This window comes from Kosakonia sp. Marseille-Q7440 (assembly GCF_965119485.1).
Map to the genome: position 1 here is coordinate 638,984 of NZ_CBCPLT010000001.1, position 16,406 is coordinate 655,389.

General features: G+C 56.4%; 14 protein-coding genes. 6 read left to right on the forward strand and 8 right to left on the reverse strand.

Annotation, left to right across the window (positions count from 1 at the left end; all coding sequences use genetic code 11):
* Window positions 1-82: 82 nt before the first annotated feature.
* The gene (gene hemL, locus ACWPW2_RS02835; protein WP_042711954.1) at window positions 83-1,363 is read right to left on the reverse strand and encodes a glutamate-1-semialdehyde 2,1-aminomutase; all 1,281 of its coding nucleotides are present in this window, start codon (window positions 1,361-1,363) and stop codon (window positions 83-85) included.
* Window positions 1,364-1,531: 168 nt separating this feature from the next.
* Between hemL and clcA the strand changes: the two genes are divergently transcribed.
* Window positions 1,532-2,938: a H(+)/Cl(-) exchange transporter ClcA gene (gene clcA, locus ACWPW2_RS02840; RefSeq protein ID WP_454121565.1), complete on the forward strand. Its 1,407-nt coding sequence runs from the start codon at window positions 1,532-1,534 to the stop codon at window positions 2,936-2,938.
* An 81-nt stretch (window positions 2,939-3,019) separates the two neighbouring features.
* A complete protein-coding gene (gene erpA, locus ACWPW2_RS02845) occupies window positions 3,020-3,364 on the forward strand; it encodes an iron-sulfur cluster insertion protein ErpA (RefSeq protein ID WP_023480429.1) in 345 nt (114 codons plus the stop codon).
* A 40-nt stretch (window positions 3,365-3,404) separates the two neighbouring features.
* Here erpA and ACWPW2_RS02850 read toward each other — a convergent pair whose 3' ends face one another.
* The 3 genes from ACWPW2_RS02850 to mtnN are packed head-to-tail and all read right to left on the reverse strand — an operon-like array spanning window position 3,405 to window position 5,534.
* Window positions 3,405-4,028, reverse strand: a complete 624-nt coding sequence (locus tag ACWPW2_RS02850) for a TRIC cation channel family protein (RefSeq protein WP_023480298.1) — start codon at window positions 4,026-4,028, stop codon at window positions 3,405-3,407.
* Between the two features lie 14 nt (window positions 4,029-4,042).
* On the reverse strand, window positions 4,043-4,843 hold the full coding sequence (gene btuF, locus ACWPW2_RS02855; RefSeq protein ID WP_270221331.1) for a vitamin B12 ABC transporter substrate-binding protein BtuF: 801 nt from the start codon (window positions 4,841-4,843) through the stop codon (window positions 4,043-4,045).
* Window positions 4,836-5,534, reverse strand: a complete 699-nt coding sequence (mtnN, locus tag ACWPW2_RS02860) for a 5'-methylthioadenosine/S-adenosylhomocysteine nucleosidase (protein WP_042711574.1) — start codon at window positions 5,532-5,534, stop codon at window positions 4,836-4,838. The genes btuF and mtnN overlap by 8 nt, the downstream gene beginning before the upstream one ends.
* Window positions 5,535-5,640: 106 nt before the next feature.
* Between mtnN and dgt the strand changes: the two genes are divergently transcribed.
* From dgt to cdaR, 3 genes are all read left to right on the forward strand, one after another.
* A complete protein-coding gene (dgt, locus tag ACWPW2_RS02865) occupies window positions 5,641-7,155 on the forward strand; it encodes a dGTPase (RefSeq protein ID WP_454121566.1) in 1,515 nt (504 codons plus the stop codon).
* A 135-nt stretch (window positions 7,156-7,290) separates the two neighbouring features.
* Window positions 7,291-8,730, forward strand: a complete 1,440-nt coding sequence (degP, locus tag ACWPW2_RS02870) for a serine endoprotease DegP (RefSeq protein WP_023480254.1) — start codon at window positions 7,291-7,293, stop codon at window positions 8,728-8,730.
* A 162-nt stretch (window positions 8,731-8,892) separates the two neighbouring features.
* Window positions 8,893-10,050 (forward strand): DNA-binding transcriptional regulator CdaR, encoded by a 1,158-nt coding sequence (gene cdaR / locus ACWPW2_RS02875; RefSeq protein WP_023480257.1) that lies wholly within the window; start codon window positions 8,893-8,895, stop codon window positions 10,048-10,050.
* Window positions 10,051-10,350: 300 nt separating this feature from the next.
* Here cdaR and ACWPW2_RS02880 read toward each other — a convergent pair whose 3' ends face one another.
* The 4 genes from ACWPW2_RS02880 to map form a co-directional block, all read right to left on the reverse strand.
* A complete protein-coding gene (locus ACWPW2_RS02880; RefSeq protein WP_023480393.1) occupies window positions 10,351-10,740 on the reverse strand; it encodes a DUF3461 family protein in 390 nt (129 codons plus the stop codon).
* Between the two features lie 121 nt (window positions 10,741-10,861).
* Entirely contained in the window at window positions 10,862-11,686 is an 825-nt protein-coding gene (gene dapD, locus ACWPW2_RS02885; protein WP_023480482.1) for a 2,3,4,5-tetrahydropyridine-2,6-dicarboxylate N-succinyltransferase, read from the reverse strand.
* A 34-nt stretch (window positions 11,687-11,720) separates the two neighbouring features.
* Entirely contained in the window at window positions 11,721-14,396 is a 2,676-nt protein-coding gene (gene glnD, locus ACWPW2_RS02890; protein WP_454121567.1) for a bifunctional uridylyltransferase/uridylyl-removing protein GlnD, read from the reverse strand.
* Window positions 14,397-14,549: 153 nt separating this feature from the next.
* Window positions 14,550-15,341, reverse strand: a complete 792-nt coding sequence (gene map / locus ACWPW2_RS02895) for a type I methionyl aminopeptidase (protein WP_023480350.1) — start codon at window positions 15,339-15,341, stop codon at window positions 14,550-14,552.
* Between the two features lie 309 nt (window positions 15,342-15,650).
* Here map and rpsB point away from each other — a divergent pair, with 309 nt between their 5' ends.
* Window positions 15,651-16,376, forward strand: coding sequence for a 30S ribosomal protein S2 (gene rpsB / locus ACWPW2_RS02900; protein WP_023480483.1), 726 nt, complete (start codon window positions 15,651-15,653; stop codon window positions 16,374-16,376).
* The last annotated feature ends 30 nt before the right edge of the window (window positions 16,377-16,406 follow it).

Below are 16,406 nucleotides of genomic sequence, written 5' to 3' on the forward strand. Positions count from 1 at the left end.
GGGCCTACGAAGGCTGAGAACCCGATTTTGTAGGCCGGATAAGCGTAACGCCATCCGGCATTTCCTCGATATCAGCAGGGCATTACAGCTTCGCGAAAGCGCGCTTTGCGGCGTCGATGGTGTTATCGATATCTTCAACGCTGTGGGCAACGGACATAAAGCCCGCTTCAAACGCGGACGGTGCCAGGTAAACCCCTTCCTCCAGCATCAGGTGGAAGAAGCGCTTAAAGCGCTCAACGTCGCACTTCACCACATCCTGATAGCTGGTCACGCTCTGCGCGTCGGTAAAGAAGAGACCGAACATCCCGCCGACATGGTTCACCACCAGCCCAATACCCGCTTCCTGCGCGGCGTTCAGCAGACCTTCCGCCAGGCGAGTCGTCAGATCGGTCAGGGTAGAGTGAATGCCCGGCTGCGCCACTTCGTTCAGACAGGCGAAGCCCGCGGCCATCGCAATCGGGTTACCGGAGAGGGTGCCCGCCTGGTAGACCGGCCCGGTCGGTGCCAGCGCTTCCATCACGTCGCGGCGACCGCCGAAGGCACCTACCGGCATCCCACCACCGATGATTTTGCCAAGGCAGGTCAGATCCGGTACCACATCGTAGTAAGCCTGTGCGCCCGCCAGCGCGACGCGGAAACCGGTCATCACTTCATCGATAATCAGCAGCGCGCCAAACTCATCGCATAGCGCACGCAGGCCCGGCAGGAACTCCGGCAGCGGCGGTACACAGTTCATGTTGCCTGCGACCGGCTCAACGATGATACAGGCGATATCCTGCGGATACTGCTCGAACGCCGCGCGCACCGAGTCGAGATCGTTATAGGTGCAGGTGAGGGTGTGTTTAGCGAAATCCGCCGGTACACCGGGTGAGTTCGGCTGACCGAGGGTTAACGCGCCGGAGCCCGCTTTCACCAGCAGGCAGTCGGCGTGGCCGTGATAGCAGCCCTCAAATTTGATGATTTTGTCGCGATGGGTAAAACCGCGCGCAAGGCGGATGGCGCTCATCGTCGCTTCGGTGCCGGAGTTAACCATACGCACCATATCCATGGTCGGAACCAGTTCGGTCACCAGCTCCGCCATTTTCACTTCCATCTCGGTCGGCGCGCCGAAGCTCAGGCCGCGGCTGGCCGCTTCAATCACCGCATTGCGGATCGCCGGATGGTTGTGGCCCAGCACCATCGGTCCCCAGGAGCCGACGTAGTCGATATAGGCTTTGCCGTCGGCATCGTACAGATAAGCTCCGTCAGCCCGCTCGATAAACAGCGGCGTACCGCCAACGCCGGTGAAGGCGCGTACCGGTGAATTGACCCCGCCAGGGATAAGCTGTCGCGCTGTATTAAAGAGGTTTTCAGACTTACTCATGCTTTCATTCCTGGTTGCTGGAAAAAATCGTTGCCGCTCATTCTATGTGATTACCGGAAGCGGATGAAAGTTTTGCCGGGAAGAACGACATATTTTGCAGGGATTTTGCCCGCGACGCGGCGGCAACGGGTGGCTACAATACTCCTTTTGTATGACGTATCAGAGCCAATGTCAGAAAACACTCCCTCATTTGAACAGCAGCAGGTTGAACGACGCCGACGCAGAGATATTCTGCGCCGCATGCTGCAACGTGATAAAACGCCGCTGGCGATCCTTGTGGTGGCGGCCGTGGCGGGAACGCTTACCGGGCTGGTTGGCGTCGCCTTTGAAAAGGCGGTTAACGCGGTGATCAACCTGCGCATTGGTGCGCTGGCGCAGGTGGCGAACAGCGCTGTCGTCTGGCCGCTGGCGTTTATCGCCTCGGCACTGCTGGCGATGATTGGCTACTTTCTGGTACGCCGCTTCGCGCCGGAAGCGGGCGGCTCCGGGATTCCGGAGATCGAAGGCGCGCTGGAAGATCTGCGCCCGGTGCGCTGGTGGCGCGTGCTGCCGGTGAAGTTTTTCGGCGGCATGGGCACGCTGGGCGCGGGCATGGTGCTCGGGCGTGAAGGGCCAACGGTGCAGATTGGTGGCAACGTCGGGCGGATGGTGTGCGATCTCTTCCGTCTACGCAGTGGCGAAGCGCGCCACACTCTGCTGGCGACCGGCGCGGCGGCGGGGCTCTCTGCGGCCTTTAACGCGCCGCTGGCGGGCATTCTCTTTATCATTGAGGAGATGCGCTCGCAGTTTCACTACAACCTTATCTCCATCAAAGCCGTCTTTACCGGCGTCATTATGTCGAGCATCGTCTTTCGCCTGTTCAACGGCGAAGCGGCGGTGATTGATGTCGGTAAGTTGAGTAACGCGCCGGTAAACACCCTGTGGCTCTATCTGCTGCTGGGTATGGTGTTTGGCTGTATCGGCCCGCTGTTTAACACGCTGGTGCTGCGTACCCAGGATCTGTTTCAGCGCCTGCACGGCGGGAAGACCGGAAAATGGGTGCTGATAGGTGGCCTGATTGGTGGAACCTGCGGCGTGCTCGGCCTGATGGCACCCGCGCTCTCCGGCGGCGGTTTTGCGCTGATCCCTATCGCGTCTGCCGGGAATTATGGTGTTAGCGCGCTGCTGTTTATTTTTCTGATCCGCGTGGCGATGACGCTGCTCTGCTTTAGCTCCGGCGCGCCGGGCGGGATTTTTGCGCCGATGCTGTCGTTAGGTACGGTGCTCGGCATGGCTTTCGGCGCGGCGAGCATGGCGATTTTTCCCCATTATCAGCTTGATGCAGCGACCTTTGCCGTTGCCGGAATGGGGGCGTTACTTGCCGCTTCGCTGCGCGCGCCATTGACCGGAATTGTGCTAGTTTTGGAAATGACTGACAATTATCAGCTTATTTTGCCAATGATCATTACCTGCCTTGGTGCGACACTGTTAGCCCAGTTTTTGGGCGGTAAACCGCTCTATTCCGCCATCCTGGCACGTACACTTGCCAGGCAGGAGGCCGCCGCTGACCGTGCGCTGCCGCGGGAGAATACTTGAACGATTTACTACCCTAATGGATAATAGCCGCCATGATCGGGTCAATATTTGCCCAGGTCGACGTATTAACGGGAGCAAGACATGAGTGATGACGTAGCGCTGCCGCTGCAGTTTACCGACGCAGCAGCCAATAAAGTAAAAAGCCTGATCGCGGACGAAGAGAACCCTAATCTGAAACTGCGTGTCTACATCACCGGTGGTGGTTGCAGCGGCTTCCAGTACGGTTTTACCTTTGACGATCAGATTAACGACGGCGATATGACCATTGAGAAGCAGGGCGTTGGCCTGGTGGTTGACCCGATGAGCCTGCAATACCTGGTGGGCGGTTCGGTGGATTACACCGAAGGTCTGGAAGGTTCCCGCTTCGTGGTGACTAACCCGAACGCGACCAGCACCTGCGGCTGCGGTTCGTCGTTCAGCATCTGATTACGTGAAATGCCGGGCGATCCCGGCATTTACGCTGCTTTTAACGCCCCGCTTCATCCAGCGCAAAGGTTGGCAGCTTCAGGTGCCAGCGGATCGCCGCCAGGCGAATCACCAGCGTGACGACCATTCCCACCATACTCGCTGACTCCAGCGGCACGGCAAAAACGTAGAACGCCGTAGCATGGACGATGCCACCCGCAATACAGGCCGTGGCGTAAATTTCCGTGCGCAGGATCATCGGTATTTCACGCGCCAGCACATCACGAATAATGCCGCCGCCGACGCCCGTTACCACGCCCATACAGATCGCCACCAGCGGCCCGGTGCCGGCGAGAAACGCTTTATTGACGCCAATACCGACAAACACCGCCAGGCCAACCGCATCCAGCACCGGCAATATCCACTTCGGTAAACGGCGCGGCTGGCGCACTAAAATAATGGTTAACATGCAGGTGACCATCGCCACCACCAGATCGGTGGGATCTTTCACCCAGAAGACCGGCCCGTGCGCCAGCGCCATATCGCGAATAGTGCCACCGCCGACCGCGGTCACCACGCCCAGCACCAGCACACCGAAAGGGTCCATCCGCAACTTTCCGGCAAGCAGAACGCCTGAGATGGCGAAAACGGCGGTGCCGATAATATCCAGCCAGTAGACCAGCATGGTTCATTCCCCGGTTATTTCACCTGCGCAAGGGCAGAACAGAGTTGTTGAGCGGCGAGGATAATACGCGGGCTCGCCCGTTCAAACCAGTCATCATGCAGAGAAATAATTGGCACATTCAGCTGGTCGCCCCAGAACTGTTTCACGCGCGTTTGCGCCTTCTCTTCACCTGCGAGGATAATTGCCTGCGGATGGCGTGCCAGCACCTGTTCACGGCTCACCTGCGGCCAGGGCACGCGGCTTTCGGCAAAGATATTCTCCCCGCCGCACAACTCCACCACCTGGTGTTGAATCGAACCTTTGCCGCTGGTAAAGAGCGGCTGCGTGCCAAACTGCATAAAGACGCGTTTTTTCGGCTGTGCTGCGTAGCGGGACTTTAACGTCTCATACGCGCTCATCAACTGTTGCGCAGCCTGCTCAGCCTGCGCGGGCTGCGGGCTATAAGGGGCAAGCTGGCGCAGCGTCTGCGCGACCTCTTCAATGGAGATGGCATCGATCCACATCACGCGGATACCAAACTTTTTCAGCTGATCGACCTGACGCTCCGGGTTACCTCCGCGCCAGGCCAGCACCACGTCAGGCTTCAGGGCGAGGATGCGTTCGAGGTTTATCCCTTGCCAGCTGGCAACCTGCTCAATCTGCGCGGCGGCGGGGGGATAATCTGAGTAACTGCTGACGGCGACGGGTGTGATTCCGGCGGCGAAAGCCAGTTCGGTATTGGCCGGAGAGAGCGAAATAACGCGCGGCGCAGCGAAGAGCCACGCCGGCAGAAATAGAAGCAGGGCGGCGAGAGCCCTGAAAAGGGGATTACCCACGTGCCAGTTTCTGCACCAGGGTTTCAACCATCAGGCTGGACTGTTTTGCCGCCACCACCAGGAACTCATCAAAGCTCAGGTGAGACTGCTGGTCCGCCACGTCGGAGATGGCGCGAACCACCACAAACGGCACGCCAAAGTTGTGGCAAACGTGAGCGATAGCGGTCGCTTCCATCTCAACGGCAACCGCCTGCGGGAAGTTGTGGCGAATTTTTGCCAGGCCAACGGAGCCGTTGATGAACGCATCGCCGCTGACAATCAGCCCACGCACCGCGTTCAGGTTCAGCTCACCGATGCAGGCTTCTGCCGCCAGCACCAGCTTCTCATCGGCTTTAAAGCCCGCCGGGCAGCCCGGCAACTGACCATACTCATAGCCAAAAGCGGTGACGTCGGCATCGTGATAACGCGCTTCATCAGAGACCACGATATCGCCCACTTTCAGGGTCGGTGCCAGGCCGCCTGCGGAGCCGGTATTGATAATCACATCCGGCTTGCAGTGCTCCAGCAGCAGGGTGGCACCCATCGCGGCGGCAACTTTGCCAATGCCGGACTTGAGCAGGGCCACGTCTGTGCCATTCAGCGTACCGGTGTAAATTTCGCTTCCGCCAATATTCAGCGTCTGACGGTTTTCGATTTTGTCACGCAACAGCGTAACTTCTTCTTCCATTGCACCAATGATGCCAATTTTCATGGAGATACTCGCTAATGTGATAAGGCAGGAATAGGTTTACAGGGCATAGTCTATCATGGCATACACAATTGCATGACACCCCGTGCGCCTGCGTAGAGGAGAGGAAATGGACGACATCGATTTTCGCAACAAGATCAACTGGCATCGCCGGTATCGCTCGCCGCAGGGCGTGAAAACCGAACATGAGATCCTGCGCATCTTCGAAAGCGATCGCGGACGTATCATCAACTCCGCCGCCATCCGGCGTTTGCAGCAGAAAACCCAGGTCTTTCCTCTTGAGCGTAACGCGGCGGTTCGCACCCGTTTAACGCACTCTATGGAAGTTCAGCAGGTCGGGCGCTATATCGCCAAAGAGATTTTAAGCCGCCTGAAAGAGCAGCGCCTGCTGGAAAAGTATGGCCTGGATGAGTTAACCGGGCCATTTGAGAGCATTGTCGAAATGGCCTGCCTGATGCACGACATCGGCAACCCGCCGTTCGGCCACTTTGGTGAAGCGGCGATTAATGACTGGTTCCGCCAGCGCCTGGCACCGGATGATGCCCTCGGCGAGCCTCTGGCTGAAGATCGCTGCGAAGTGATGGCTCTGCGCCTGCGTGAAGGGGAGGGGACGCTCAACGCGCTGCGCAGTAAAGTGCGCCACGACTTAAGCCACTTCGAAGGGAACGCGCAGGGTATTCGCATGGTGCATACCTTGATGCGTATGAATCTGACCTGGGCGCAGGTCGGCTGTATTTTAAAATATACCCGTCCTGCGTGGTGGGTCGGTGACCCGCCCGCCTCCCACAGCTATTTAATGAAAAAGCCCGGCTACTATTTCTCCGAAGAGGCGTACGTTGAGCGGCTGCGTAAAGAGTTAAACCTCGATACCTATAGCCGTTTTCCATTGACCTGGATAATGGAAGCCGCGGATGACATCTCCTACTGCGTGGCCGATCTCGAAGATGCGGTTGAGAAGCGAATATTTTCCGCCGAGCAGCTTTATCAGCATCTTTATGAGGCGTGGGGCGAGCATGAAAAGGGATCGCTGTTTGCTCAGGTTGTCGAAAATGCGTGGGATAAATCGCGCGCTAATTCGATGAGCCGCAGCGCCGAAGATCAATTCTTTATGTATTTGCGCGTCAACACGCTTAATAAGCTGGTGCCCTATGCCGCTCAGCGCTTTATTGACAACCTGCCGCAAATCTTTAGCGGTGAATTCAACCACGCGCTGCTGGAAGATGACAGCAGTTTCAGCCAGCTGCTTGAATTATATAAAAACGTCGCCATTAAACAGGTATTCAGCCACCCCGACGTGGAGCAGCTGGAGTTACAGGGCTACCGCGTTATCAGTGGGCTGCTGGAAATTTATCGACCCTTGTTGCAATTATCGCTGGCGGACTTTACCGAGCTGGTGGAAAAAGAGCGTCTGCGCCGTTTCCCAATTGAATCGCGCCTGTTTCAGAAACTGTCGACGCGCCACCGGTTAGCCTACGTCGAAGCGGTAAGCAAATTATTGCCCGATGACGAAGACTATTCGGTGCTGGAGTATTATCACCGTTGTCGATTAATTCAGGACTATATTAGCGGAATGACGGATCTTTATTCATGGGATGAATATCGTCGTTTAATGGCGGTGGAATAATCCCGCTGAATTGTAAAGAACGACAATATTTTTTTACTTTTTCCAGAGGCTTAAGGCCTGAACTTCACGCTATAAATCGACTCTGAGTGACACATACACAGCAGTTCGCGTTAATCAGAAAAGAGATTGAGAGAGATGAAAAAAACGACGTTAGCAATGAGTGCACTGGCTTTAAGTTTAAGTTTTGCGCTGTCTCCTCTGTCTGCGACGGCAGCAGAAACAGCCTCGTCAACCACCGCAACATCGCAGCAGATGCCAAGCCTCGCACCGATGCTGGAAAAGGTTATGCCGTCAGTCGTAAGTATTAACGTTGAAGGCAGCACCACGGTGAATACACCGCGCATGCCGCGCAACTTCCAGCAATTCTTTGGTGATAACTCACCCTTCTGCCAGGATGGTTCGCCGTTCCAGAGCTCCCCCTTCTGCCAGGGCGGCGGTGGCCCGGATGGGCAGGGTGGCGGCGGCCAGCAGCAAAAATTTATGGCGCTGGGCTCTGGCGTAATCATTGACGCAGCGAAAGGCTACGTCGTCACCAACAACCACGTGGTCGACAATGCCAGCACCATCAAAGTGCAGCTCAGCGACGGGCGCAAATTTGACGCCAAAGTGGTGGGCAAAGATCCGCGCTCCGATATCGCGCTGATCCAGATTCAGGATCCGAAAAACCTTACCGCCATTAAGCTTGCAGACTCCGATGCGCTGCGCGTCGGCGACTACACGGTGGCGATTGGTAACCCGTTTGGCCTTGGCGAAACCGTCACCTCCGGGATTGTCTCGGCGCTTGGCCGAAGCGGCCTGAACGCGGAAAACTATGAAAACTTTATTCAGACCGATGCCGCCATTAACCGCGGTAACTCCGGCGGCGCGCTGGTTAACCTCAACGGCGAGCTGATTGGGATTAACACCGCCATTCTCGCGCCGGACGGCGGCAACATCGGTATCGGCTTTGCTATCCCGAGCAATATGGTGAAAAACCTCACCAGCCAGATGGTGCAGTACGGCCAGGTGCGCCGTGGCGAACTGGGTATTATGGGCACCGAGCTGAACTCTGAGCTGGCGAAAGCGATGAAAGTCGATGCCCAGCGCGGGGCATTTGTCAGCCAGGTAATGCCGAACTCTGCCGCTGCGAAAGCGGGCGTCAAAGCGGGTGACGTGATTACCACCCTCAACGGTAAACCGATCAGCAGCTTTGCGGCGCTGCGCGCAGAAGTCGGCTCAATGCCGATTGGCAGCAAAGTGGCGCTGGGGATGCTGCGCGACGGCAAACCGGTCAACGTGACCCTTGAACTGCAGCAGAGCAGCCAGAACCAGGTTGAATCCAGCACCATCTTCAGCGGTATCGAAGGGGCGGAGATGAGCAACAAAGGCAAAGATGGCGGCGTGGTGGTGAATGCGGTGAAACCGAATAGCCCGGCGGCACAAATCGGCCTGAAAAAAGGTGATGTGATCCTCGGCGCGAACCAGCAGCCGGTGAAAAACATTGCTGAACTGCGCAAAATTCTCGACAGCAAACCGTCGGTGCTGGCGCTGAACATCCAGCGCGGCGACACCTCTATCTACCTGCTGATGCAGTAATCCTCTGTAAAACCCTCTTCTCCGCAGCGGGGAAGAGGGGCTTCCCGCCCTTTTTGTGAACCCTTCCACAACTCCACACTTCTCGCTGCCGCTTTGTGCATCCGCACAATGCGCGGGTCAATTTTCTGCCATATGCTTGGCCTCTGCACCGGGGAGGGTTACATGGCTGGCTGGCATCTTGATACCAAAATGGCACAGGATATCGTGGCGCGTACCATGCGTATCATCGATACAAACATTAACGTGATGGATGCGCGTGGGCGGATTATTGGCAGCGGCGATCGTGAGCGTATTGGTGAATTGCACGAAGGCGCGCTGCTGGTGCTGTCGCAGGGACGGGTGGTGGATATCGACGATGCGGTGGCGCGCCATCTGCACGGCGTGCGCCAGGGCATCAACTTGCCACTGCGCCTCGAAGGGGAGATTGTCGGCGTCATCGGCCTGACTGGCGAGCCCGAAACGTTGCGTAAATATGGCGAGCTGGTCTGTATGACGGCGGAGATGATGCTGGAGCAGTCGCGGCTGATGCATCTGCTGGCGCAGGATAGCCGCCTGCGCGAAGAGCTGGTGATGAACCTGATTCAGGCAGAGGAGCACACGCCAGCGCTGACCGAATGGGCGCAGCGTTTAGGTATCGATCTTAATCAGCCGCGCGTGGTGGCGGTGGTGGAGGTCGATAGCGGCCAGCTGGGCGTCGACAGCGCAATGGCGGAACTTCAGCAGCTACAAAACGCCCTGACCACGCCGGAGCGCAATAATCTTATCGCCATCGTCTCGCTGACCGAAATGGTGGTGCTGAAACCGGCGCTGAACCCGTTTGGCCGCTGGGATGCAGAAGATCACCGCAAGCGCGTCGAGCAGCTGATTACGCGGATGAAAGAGAATGGTCAGCTGCGTTTTCGCGTCGCGTTGGGCAACTACTTTACCGGCCCCGGCAGCATTGCGCGCTCTTATCGCACGGCGCGAACTACCATGATGGTGGGTAAACAGCGGATGCCGGAGAGCCGCAGCTATTTCTATCAGGATTTGATGCTGCCGGTGCTGCTCGACAGCCTGCGCGGCGGCTGGCAGGCCAATGAGCTGGCGCGCCCGTTAACGCGGCTGAAAGCGATGGATAATAATGGTTTGCTGCGCCGCACGCTGACGGCGTGGTTTCGCCACAATGTGCAGCCGCTGGCGACGTCAAAGGCGCTATTTATCCATCGCAATACGCTGGAGTATCGCCTGAATCGTATTTCGGAGCTGACCGGGCTGGATTTGGGGAATTTTGACGACAGGCTGTTGCTCTATGTGGCGTTGCAGCTGGATGAGCAGCATTAATCGTGGTTTTTGTGCCGGATGACGCTGCGCTTATCCGGCCTACGCGCTCGTGCCGGTTTGATAGGGGTGAGGTGCTTATCTGGCCTGGGCGCTGCTTTTTGCCGGATGGCGCTGCGCTTATCCGGCCTACGCGATCGTGCCGGTTTGATATGGGTGAGGCGCTTGTCTGGCCTACGCGCTGCTTTTTTGCCGGATGGCGCTGCGCTTATCCGGCCTACATGATCGTGCCGGTTTGGGATGGCTCAGTAACGGGGCAAAGCCGCCATCAGGCTTAACAGGCCAGATGGCGGCTGAAAAAACTTATTTCCCGCGCGTCAGCTTCTCAAGATCCGATTCGATTTCACTGATCTTGTTGGTCACAACGCTTTCGAGATGGCGCAGATCGTCAAGGATCTTACGCTTCAAATCCACTTCAGTGCGATCGCGCTGGCAGATTTGATCCAGCTCATCAATCACGTAACGCAGGTTAGGGCTGATCTCCTGCACCTCTTTGTAACCCTGGCCTACGCCATCGGCGACCACGGTTTTGCGCTGACGCGGATATTTGAACTTGACGCTCTTGGCGAAGAACTCGCCCCGGTCTTTATGAAAATAGATTTTCAGGATGTCGTTATTCGCTTCCTGGCGGAGGCTATAGCGATCGATTTCATCTGGATTGGTAATGCCTAAACTTTTAAGATTGTCGTACATAGCGGACCCTTAAGCTCAACATAACCTATGAATAATTAACGAAAAAATCTATTTTCGCCACTGACGTATGCAAAAAAGGCGGGATATATCACCCTCTCCCGAACCGGGAGAGGGAAAAGGCTTAGTCGATGGTGCGCAGCAGTTCGTTAATGCCGACTTTGCCGCGGGTTTTCGCATCTACTTTTTTCACGATAACCGCACAGTAGAGGCTGTATTTACCATCTTTCGACGGCAGGTTACCTGAAACCACCACTGAGCCTGCCGGTACGCGGCCATAATGCACTTCGCCCGTTTCGCGGTCGTAAATACGGGTGCTTTGACCAATATAAACACCCATCGAGATAACCGAACCCTCTTCAACGATCACGCCCTCAACCACTTCGGAGCGCGCGCCGATGAAACAGTTATCTTCAATAATAGTCGGATTTGCCTGCAGTGGTTCCAGTACGCCGCCGATACCCACGCCGCCGGAGAGGTGAACGTTTTTACCGATCTGCGCGCAGGAGCCGACGGTTGCCCAGGTATCAACCATAGAGCCTTCATCAACGTAAGCGCCGATATTCACATAAGAAGGCATCAATACCGTGTTACGAGCGATATACGCGCCCTGGCGCACTGCCGCTGGCGGCACCACGCGGAAACCCTCTTTCTGGAAACGCGCTTCGTCGTAATCAGCGAACTTCATCGGCACTTTATCGAAGTAGCGGCTCTCCGCACCGTCGATAACCTGGTTATCGTTAATGCGGAAAGAGAGCAGAACCGCTTTTTTCAGCCACTGGTGGGTGACCCACTGGCCGTCGATTTTTTCTGCGACACGCAGCGCGCCGGAGTCAAGCAGGGCGATAACCTGGTTGACCGCTTCACGGGTCACGGTATCGACATTGGCCGGGGTAATTTCTGCGCGGCGCTCGAAAGCGGCTTCAATAACGTTCTGTAACTGCTGCATTGTTAAACTCTTTCCATCTTGTGTAAAAAAATAATCACCCTTTATCGTTTGGATTGAGGGCCTCTGTCAACCGTTGTTGTACCTCCTTTTGCAGCGCATTATTAAGGCCACGCCGGTCGGCGGTAGCGATTATGAATAAATCTTCTACTCGCTCGCCAATGGTTGTAATTCTTGCGCCGTGCAGCGAAATTCCAAGGTCGGCAAAAATCTGCCCGACCCGCGCCAGCAGCCCTGGCTGGTCAAGGGCAATCAACTCCAGGAACGATTTTCTGTCCGTATGGGTCGGCAGGAAGTTCACTTCGGTATCGACGGTAAAGTGGCGCAGCTTGGCCGGTTGACGACGCGGCTGCGGCGGCTGCCAGGTATGCTGGGTGATCGCCTGCTTCAGCCCGAAGCAGATCGCCTCGTGGCGATCGGCAGAGAGCGGGCTGCCGTCCGGCTCCAGCACAATAAAGGTATCCATCGCCATGCCGTCGCGGGTGGTAAAGACCTGCGCGTCATGGACGCTGAGATTGCGGCGATCCAGCTCGGCGCAGACGGCGGCAAAGAGATAGGGGCGGTCCGGGCTCCAGATAAAGATCTCGGTTCCGCCGCGCGTCGCCTGCGGGCTCAACAGGATCAGCGGCTTGGTCAGATCGTGTTGCAGCAGATGGCGCGCGTGCCAGGCGAGCTGGTTTGGGCTGTGGCGGACAAAGTAGTTAGCACGACAGCGCGCCCAAATCTGGTGCAGCCGCTCCTCATTAATATTGTCCATGCGCAGCAGCGCCAGCGCCTGCAACTGGTGGTGGCGCACGCGCTCGCGCATATCCGGCGTGTTCTGCATCCCACGGCGCAGCTGTTTTTCAGTGGCGAAATAGAGTTCGCGCAACAGGCTCTGCTTCCAGCTATTCCATAACGTTTCATTGGTCGCGCAGATATCGGCAACCGTCAGGCAGACCAGGAAGCGCAGGCGGTTCTCTGTTTGCACCTCTTCGGCAAACTGCTTAATCACCTCCGGATCCTGAATATCACGGCGCTGGGCGGTGACCGACATCAGCAGATGGTGGCGCACCAGCCAGGCGACCAGCTGCGTTTCGCGCGAATTCAGGCCGTGAAGTTCAGCGAACTTCAGCACATCCTGCGCGCCCAGCACCGAGTGGTCGCCGCCGCGCCCTTTGGCGATATCGTGAAACAACGCCGCAATCAGAATCAGCTCCGGGTGCGTCAGGCGCGGCCAGAGCTCTACGCAGAGCGGGTGCTTGCTGCGCGTCTCCTCTTTAGCAAAACTCTCCAGCTTCAGCAATACGCGAATGGTGTGCTCATCGACGGTATAGGCATGAAAAAGGTCGAACTGCATCTGGCCGACAATATGCGACCACTGCGGCATATAGGCCCACAACACGCTGTGGCGGTGCATCGGCAACAGACCACGGCTTACCGCGCCCGGATGGCGCAGCATGCTGAGGAAAATTGTGCGCGCTTCCGGAATGTAGCAGAGCGGCTGGGTTAAATGTCGGCGCGCATGGCGCAGGTGACGCAGGGTGGTGGAGTAGATGCCGGTAATGGCGCTGTTACGCACCATAATCGAGAACATGCGTAAAATTGCCTGCGGCTCGCGGATAAACAGCGTCTCATCGCGCAGATCGATAAGCGTACCGCGCAGCTGAAACTCATCATCGATTGGGCGCGGCTTTTCATCAGGCGTCAGGGCCAGAATCGCCTCATCAAAGAGTTGCAGCAGCATATGGTTAAGTTCCGACACGCGGCGCGTGACCCGGAAGAAATCCTTCATCATATGCTCAACGGGCTGATTGCCGTCGCCGACATAGTTGAGACGCTGCGCCACGCTGAGCTGGCGATCGAATAGCAGGCGGTTATCGTAGCGCGTCACTTCCAGATGCAGGGCGAAGCGAATGCGCCACAGCAGATGCAGGCACTCATTCAGCTCGTTGCGTTCCGCTTCGGTCAGAAAGCCGAAGCCGACCATCTCATTAAGCGAGGTGGCCCCAAAATGGCGGCGCGCGACCCACTGTAAGGTATGAATATCGCGCAGGCCGCCCGGGCTGCTTTTAATATCGGGCTCGAGGTTATAGCTGGTGCCGTGATAGCGCTGATGGCGCTCGTTCTGCTCCACCACTTTCGCCGGGAAGAAGGTCTCCGACGGCCAGAAACTGTCGCTGAAGATATGTTTTTGCAGTTCCAGAAACAGCGCGACATCGCCGACCAGCAGGCGTGATTCGATAAGGTTAGTGGCGACAGTAAGATCCGATAACCCCTCCTGCAGACACTCATCCAGCGTACGCACGCTGTGACCCACCTCCAGCTTCACATCCCAAAGCAGGGTCAGCAGTTCGCCGATCTTTTGCGCCTGCTCATCCGGCAGCTTATTGCGGCTGAGGATCAGCAGATCGATATCGGATAAGGGATGCAGCTCGCCGCGGCCATAACCGCCAACGGCCACCAGCGCGGTATCGCCCGCATCGCCAAAGCCATATTGCAGCCACAAGCGCTGCAACAGCTGATCGATAAATTCGGTGCGCGCCTCAATTAACTGCTCGGCCGAGATCCCGGCGTCAAACACCTGCCCCAGCCACTGCTGAAAAGCATCAATGCGCGCTTTGATGGTGGCGCAGTGCAGCTCCTCTGCGGGCCACACTCCGGGATGTTCAGGCTGGCCGGGAAGGGTGGGCTGAACGCTGCTGACAAATTGTTCGGAAGAGATATTGCTCATGATTAGCCACCCAGTTGGCGTGCGGATCCACTGCAAAACAAAGTAAAAGAGATGGATGGAAATGAAAAGTCGTTTATATGTATGACCCGGCCGGGAAGCGGGCAAAAAAAACGGCCCGCGAAGCGGACCGTTATAGCTGGCAGAGAGGCGCTATCAGGCGGCGGTCAGCACAGCCTCGATGGTGTCATCTTTACGCAACGTGAGGATCTCACAGCCGGTTTCAGTGACAACAATCGTATGCTCATACTGCGCAGAGAGGCTGCGATCTTTGGTTTTCACCGTCCAGCCATCTTTCATGGTACGAATGCGGTAATCACCGGCATTAACCATCGGCTCGATGGTAAAGGTCATACCCGCTTTCAGCACCACGCCGCCGTCATCAGCGTCGTAATGCAGCACCTGCGGCTCTTCGTGGAAGCCGCGACCAATGCCGTGACCGCAATATTCGCGCACCACGGAGAAGCCTTCGCCTTCAACATATTTCTGGATCGCCGCACCGAGGGTACGCAGGCGAATACCCGGTTTCACCATGCGCAGCGCCAGGTAAAGGCTATCCTGGGTAACGCGGCAGAGGCGCTCGCCCAGAATGGTCGGTTTACCGACGATAAACATCTTCGAGGTGTCGCCGTGATACTCATCTTTAATGACTGTGACGTCGATATTGACCACATCGCCATCTTTCAGCAGTTTTTCGTCATCCGGAATACCGTGGCAAACCACTTCATTAATTGAGATACAGACCGATTTCGGGAAGCCGTGATAGCCCAGGCAGGCCGAAACGGCGTGTTGCTCATTGACGATGTAATCGTTACAGATGCGGTCCAGTTCGCCGGTGCTGACGCCGGGTTTAATGTGCGGTTCGATCATTTCAAGCACTTCGGCGGCGAGACGGCCGGCAACGCGCATTTTTTCAATTTCTTCGGGTGTTTTAATAGAGATAGCCATGAGAAGTGTCCATCAGTGTCGATTTTTTCGACTATACCAGGAGTAGTGCTGTCAATGGTAACAGTCGGGCAAGCGTTGTGCCAAATTGAGAATCGTTAACAGCACTCTGCGGTAACAACTATTGGTGTCCTGTTCGCTTTTGTGATATAAAGCGCGCCGGACTTCCGTTCCTGTTTTGGAATGGGAGCCACAAATCTCACTTTGTGTAATAACACACACGTATCGGCACATATTCCGGGGTGCCCTTCGGGGTCGGTAATATGGGATACGTGGAGGCATAACCCCAACTTTTATATAGAGGTTTTAATCATGGCAACTGTTTCCATGCGCGACATGCTCAAGGCTGGTGTTCACTTTGGTCACCAGACCCGTTACTGGAACCCGAAAATGAAGCCTTTCATCTTCGGCGCGCGTAACAAAGTTCACATCATCAACCTTGAGAAGACTGTACCGATGTTCAACGAAGCCCTGGCTGAGCTGAACAAGATCTCTGCTCGTAAAGGCAAGATCCTGATCGTTGGTACTAAACGCGCTGCAAGCGAAGCGGTGAAAGAAGCAGCTCAGAATTGCGATCAGTTCTTCGTGAACCATCGCTGGCTGGGCGGCATGCTGACTAACTGGAAAACCGTTCGTCAGTCCATCAAACGTCTGAAAGACCTGGAAACTCAGTCTCAGGACGGCACCTTCGACAAGCTGACCAAGAAAGAAGCGCTGATGCGCACTCGTGAGCTGGACAAGCTGGAAAACAGCCTGGGCGGTATCAAAGACATGGGCGGCCTGCCGGACGCACTGTTTGTTATCGACGCTGACCACGAGCACATCGCAATCAAAGAAGCAAACAACCTGGGTATCCCGGTATTTGCTATCGTTGATACCAACTCCGATCCGGACGGCGTTGACTTCGTTATCCCGGGTAACGACGATGCAATCCGTGCTGTTAGCCTGTACCTGAATGCCGTTGCTGCTACCGTTCGTGAAGGCCGTTCTTCTGATCTGGCTACTCAGGCGGAAGAAAGCTTCGTAGAAGCTGAGTAATAAGGCACGCTCTCTGAGCCCCTTATTGAG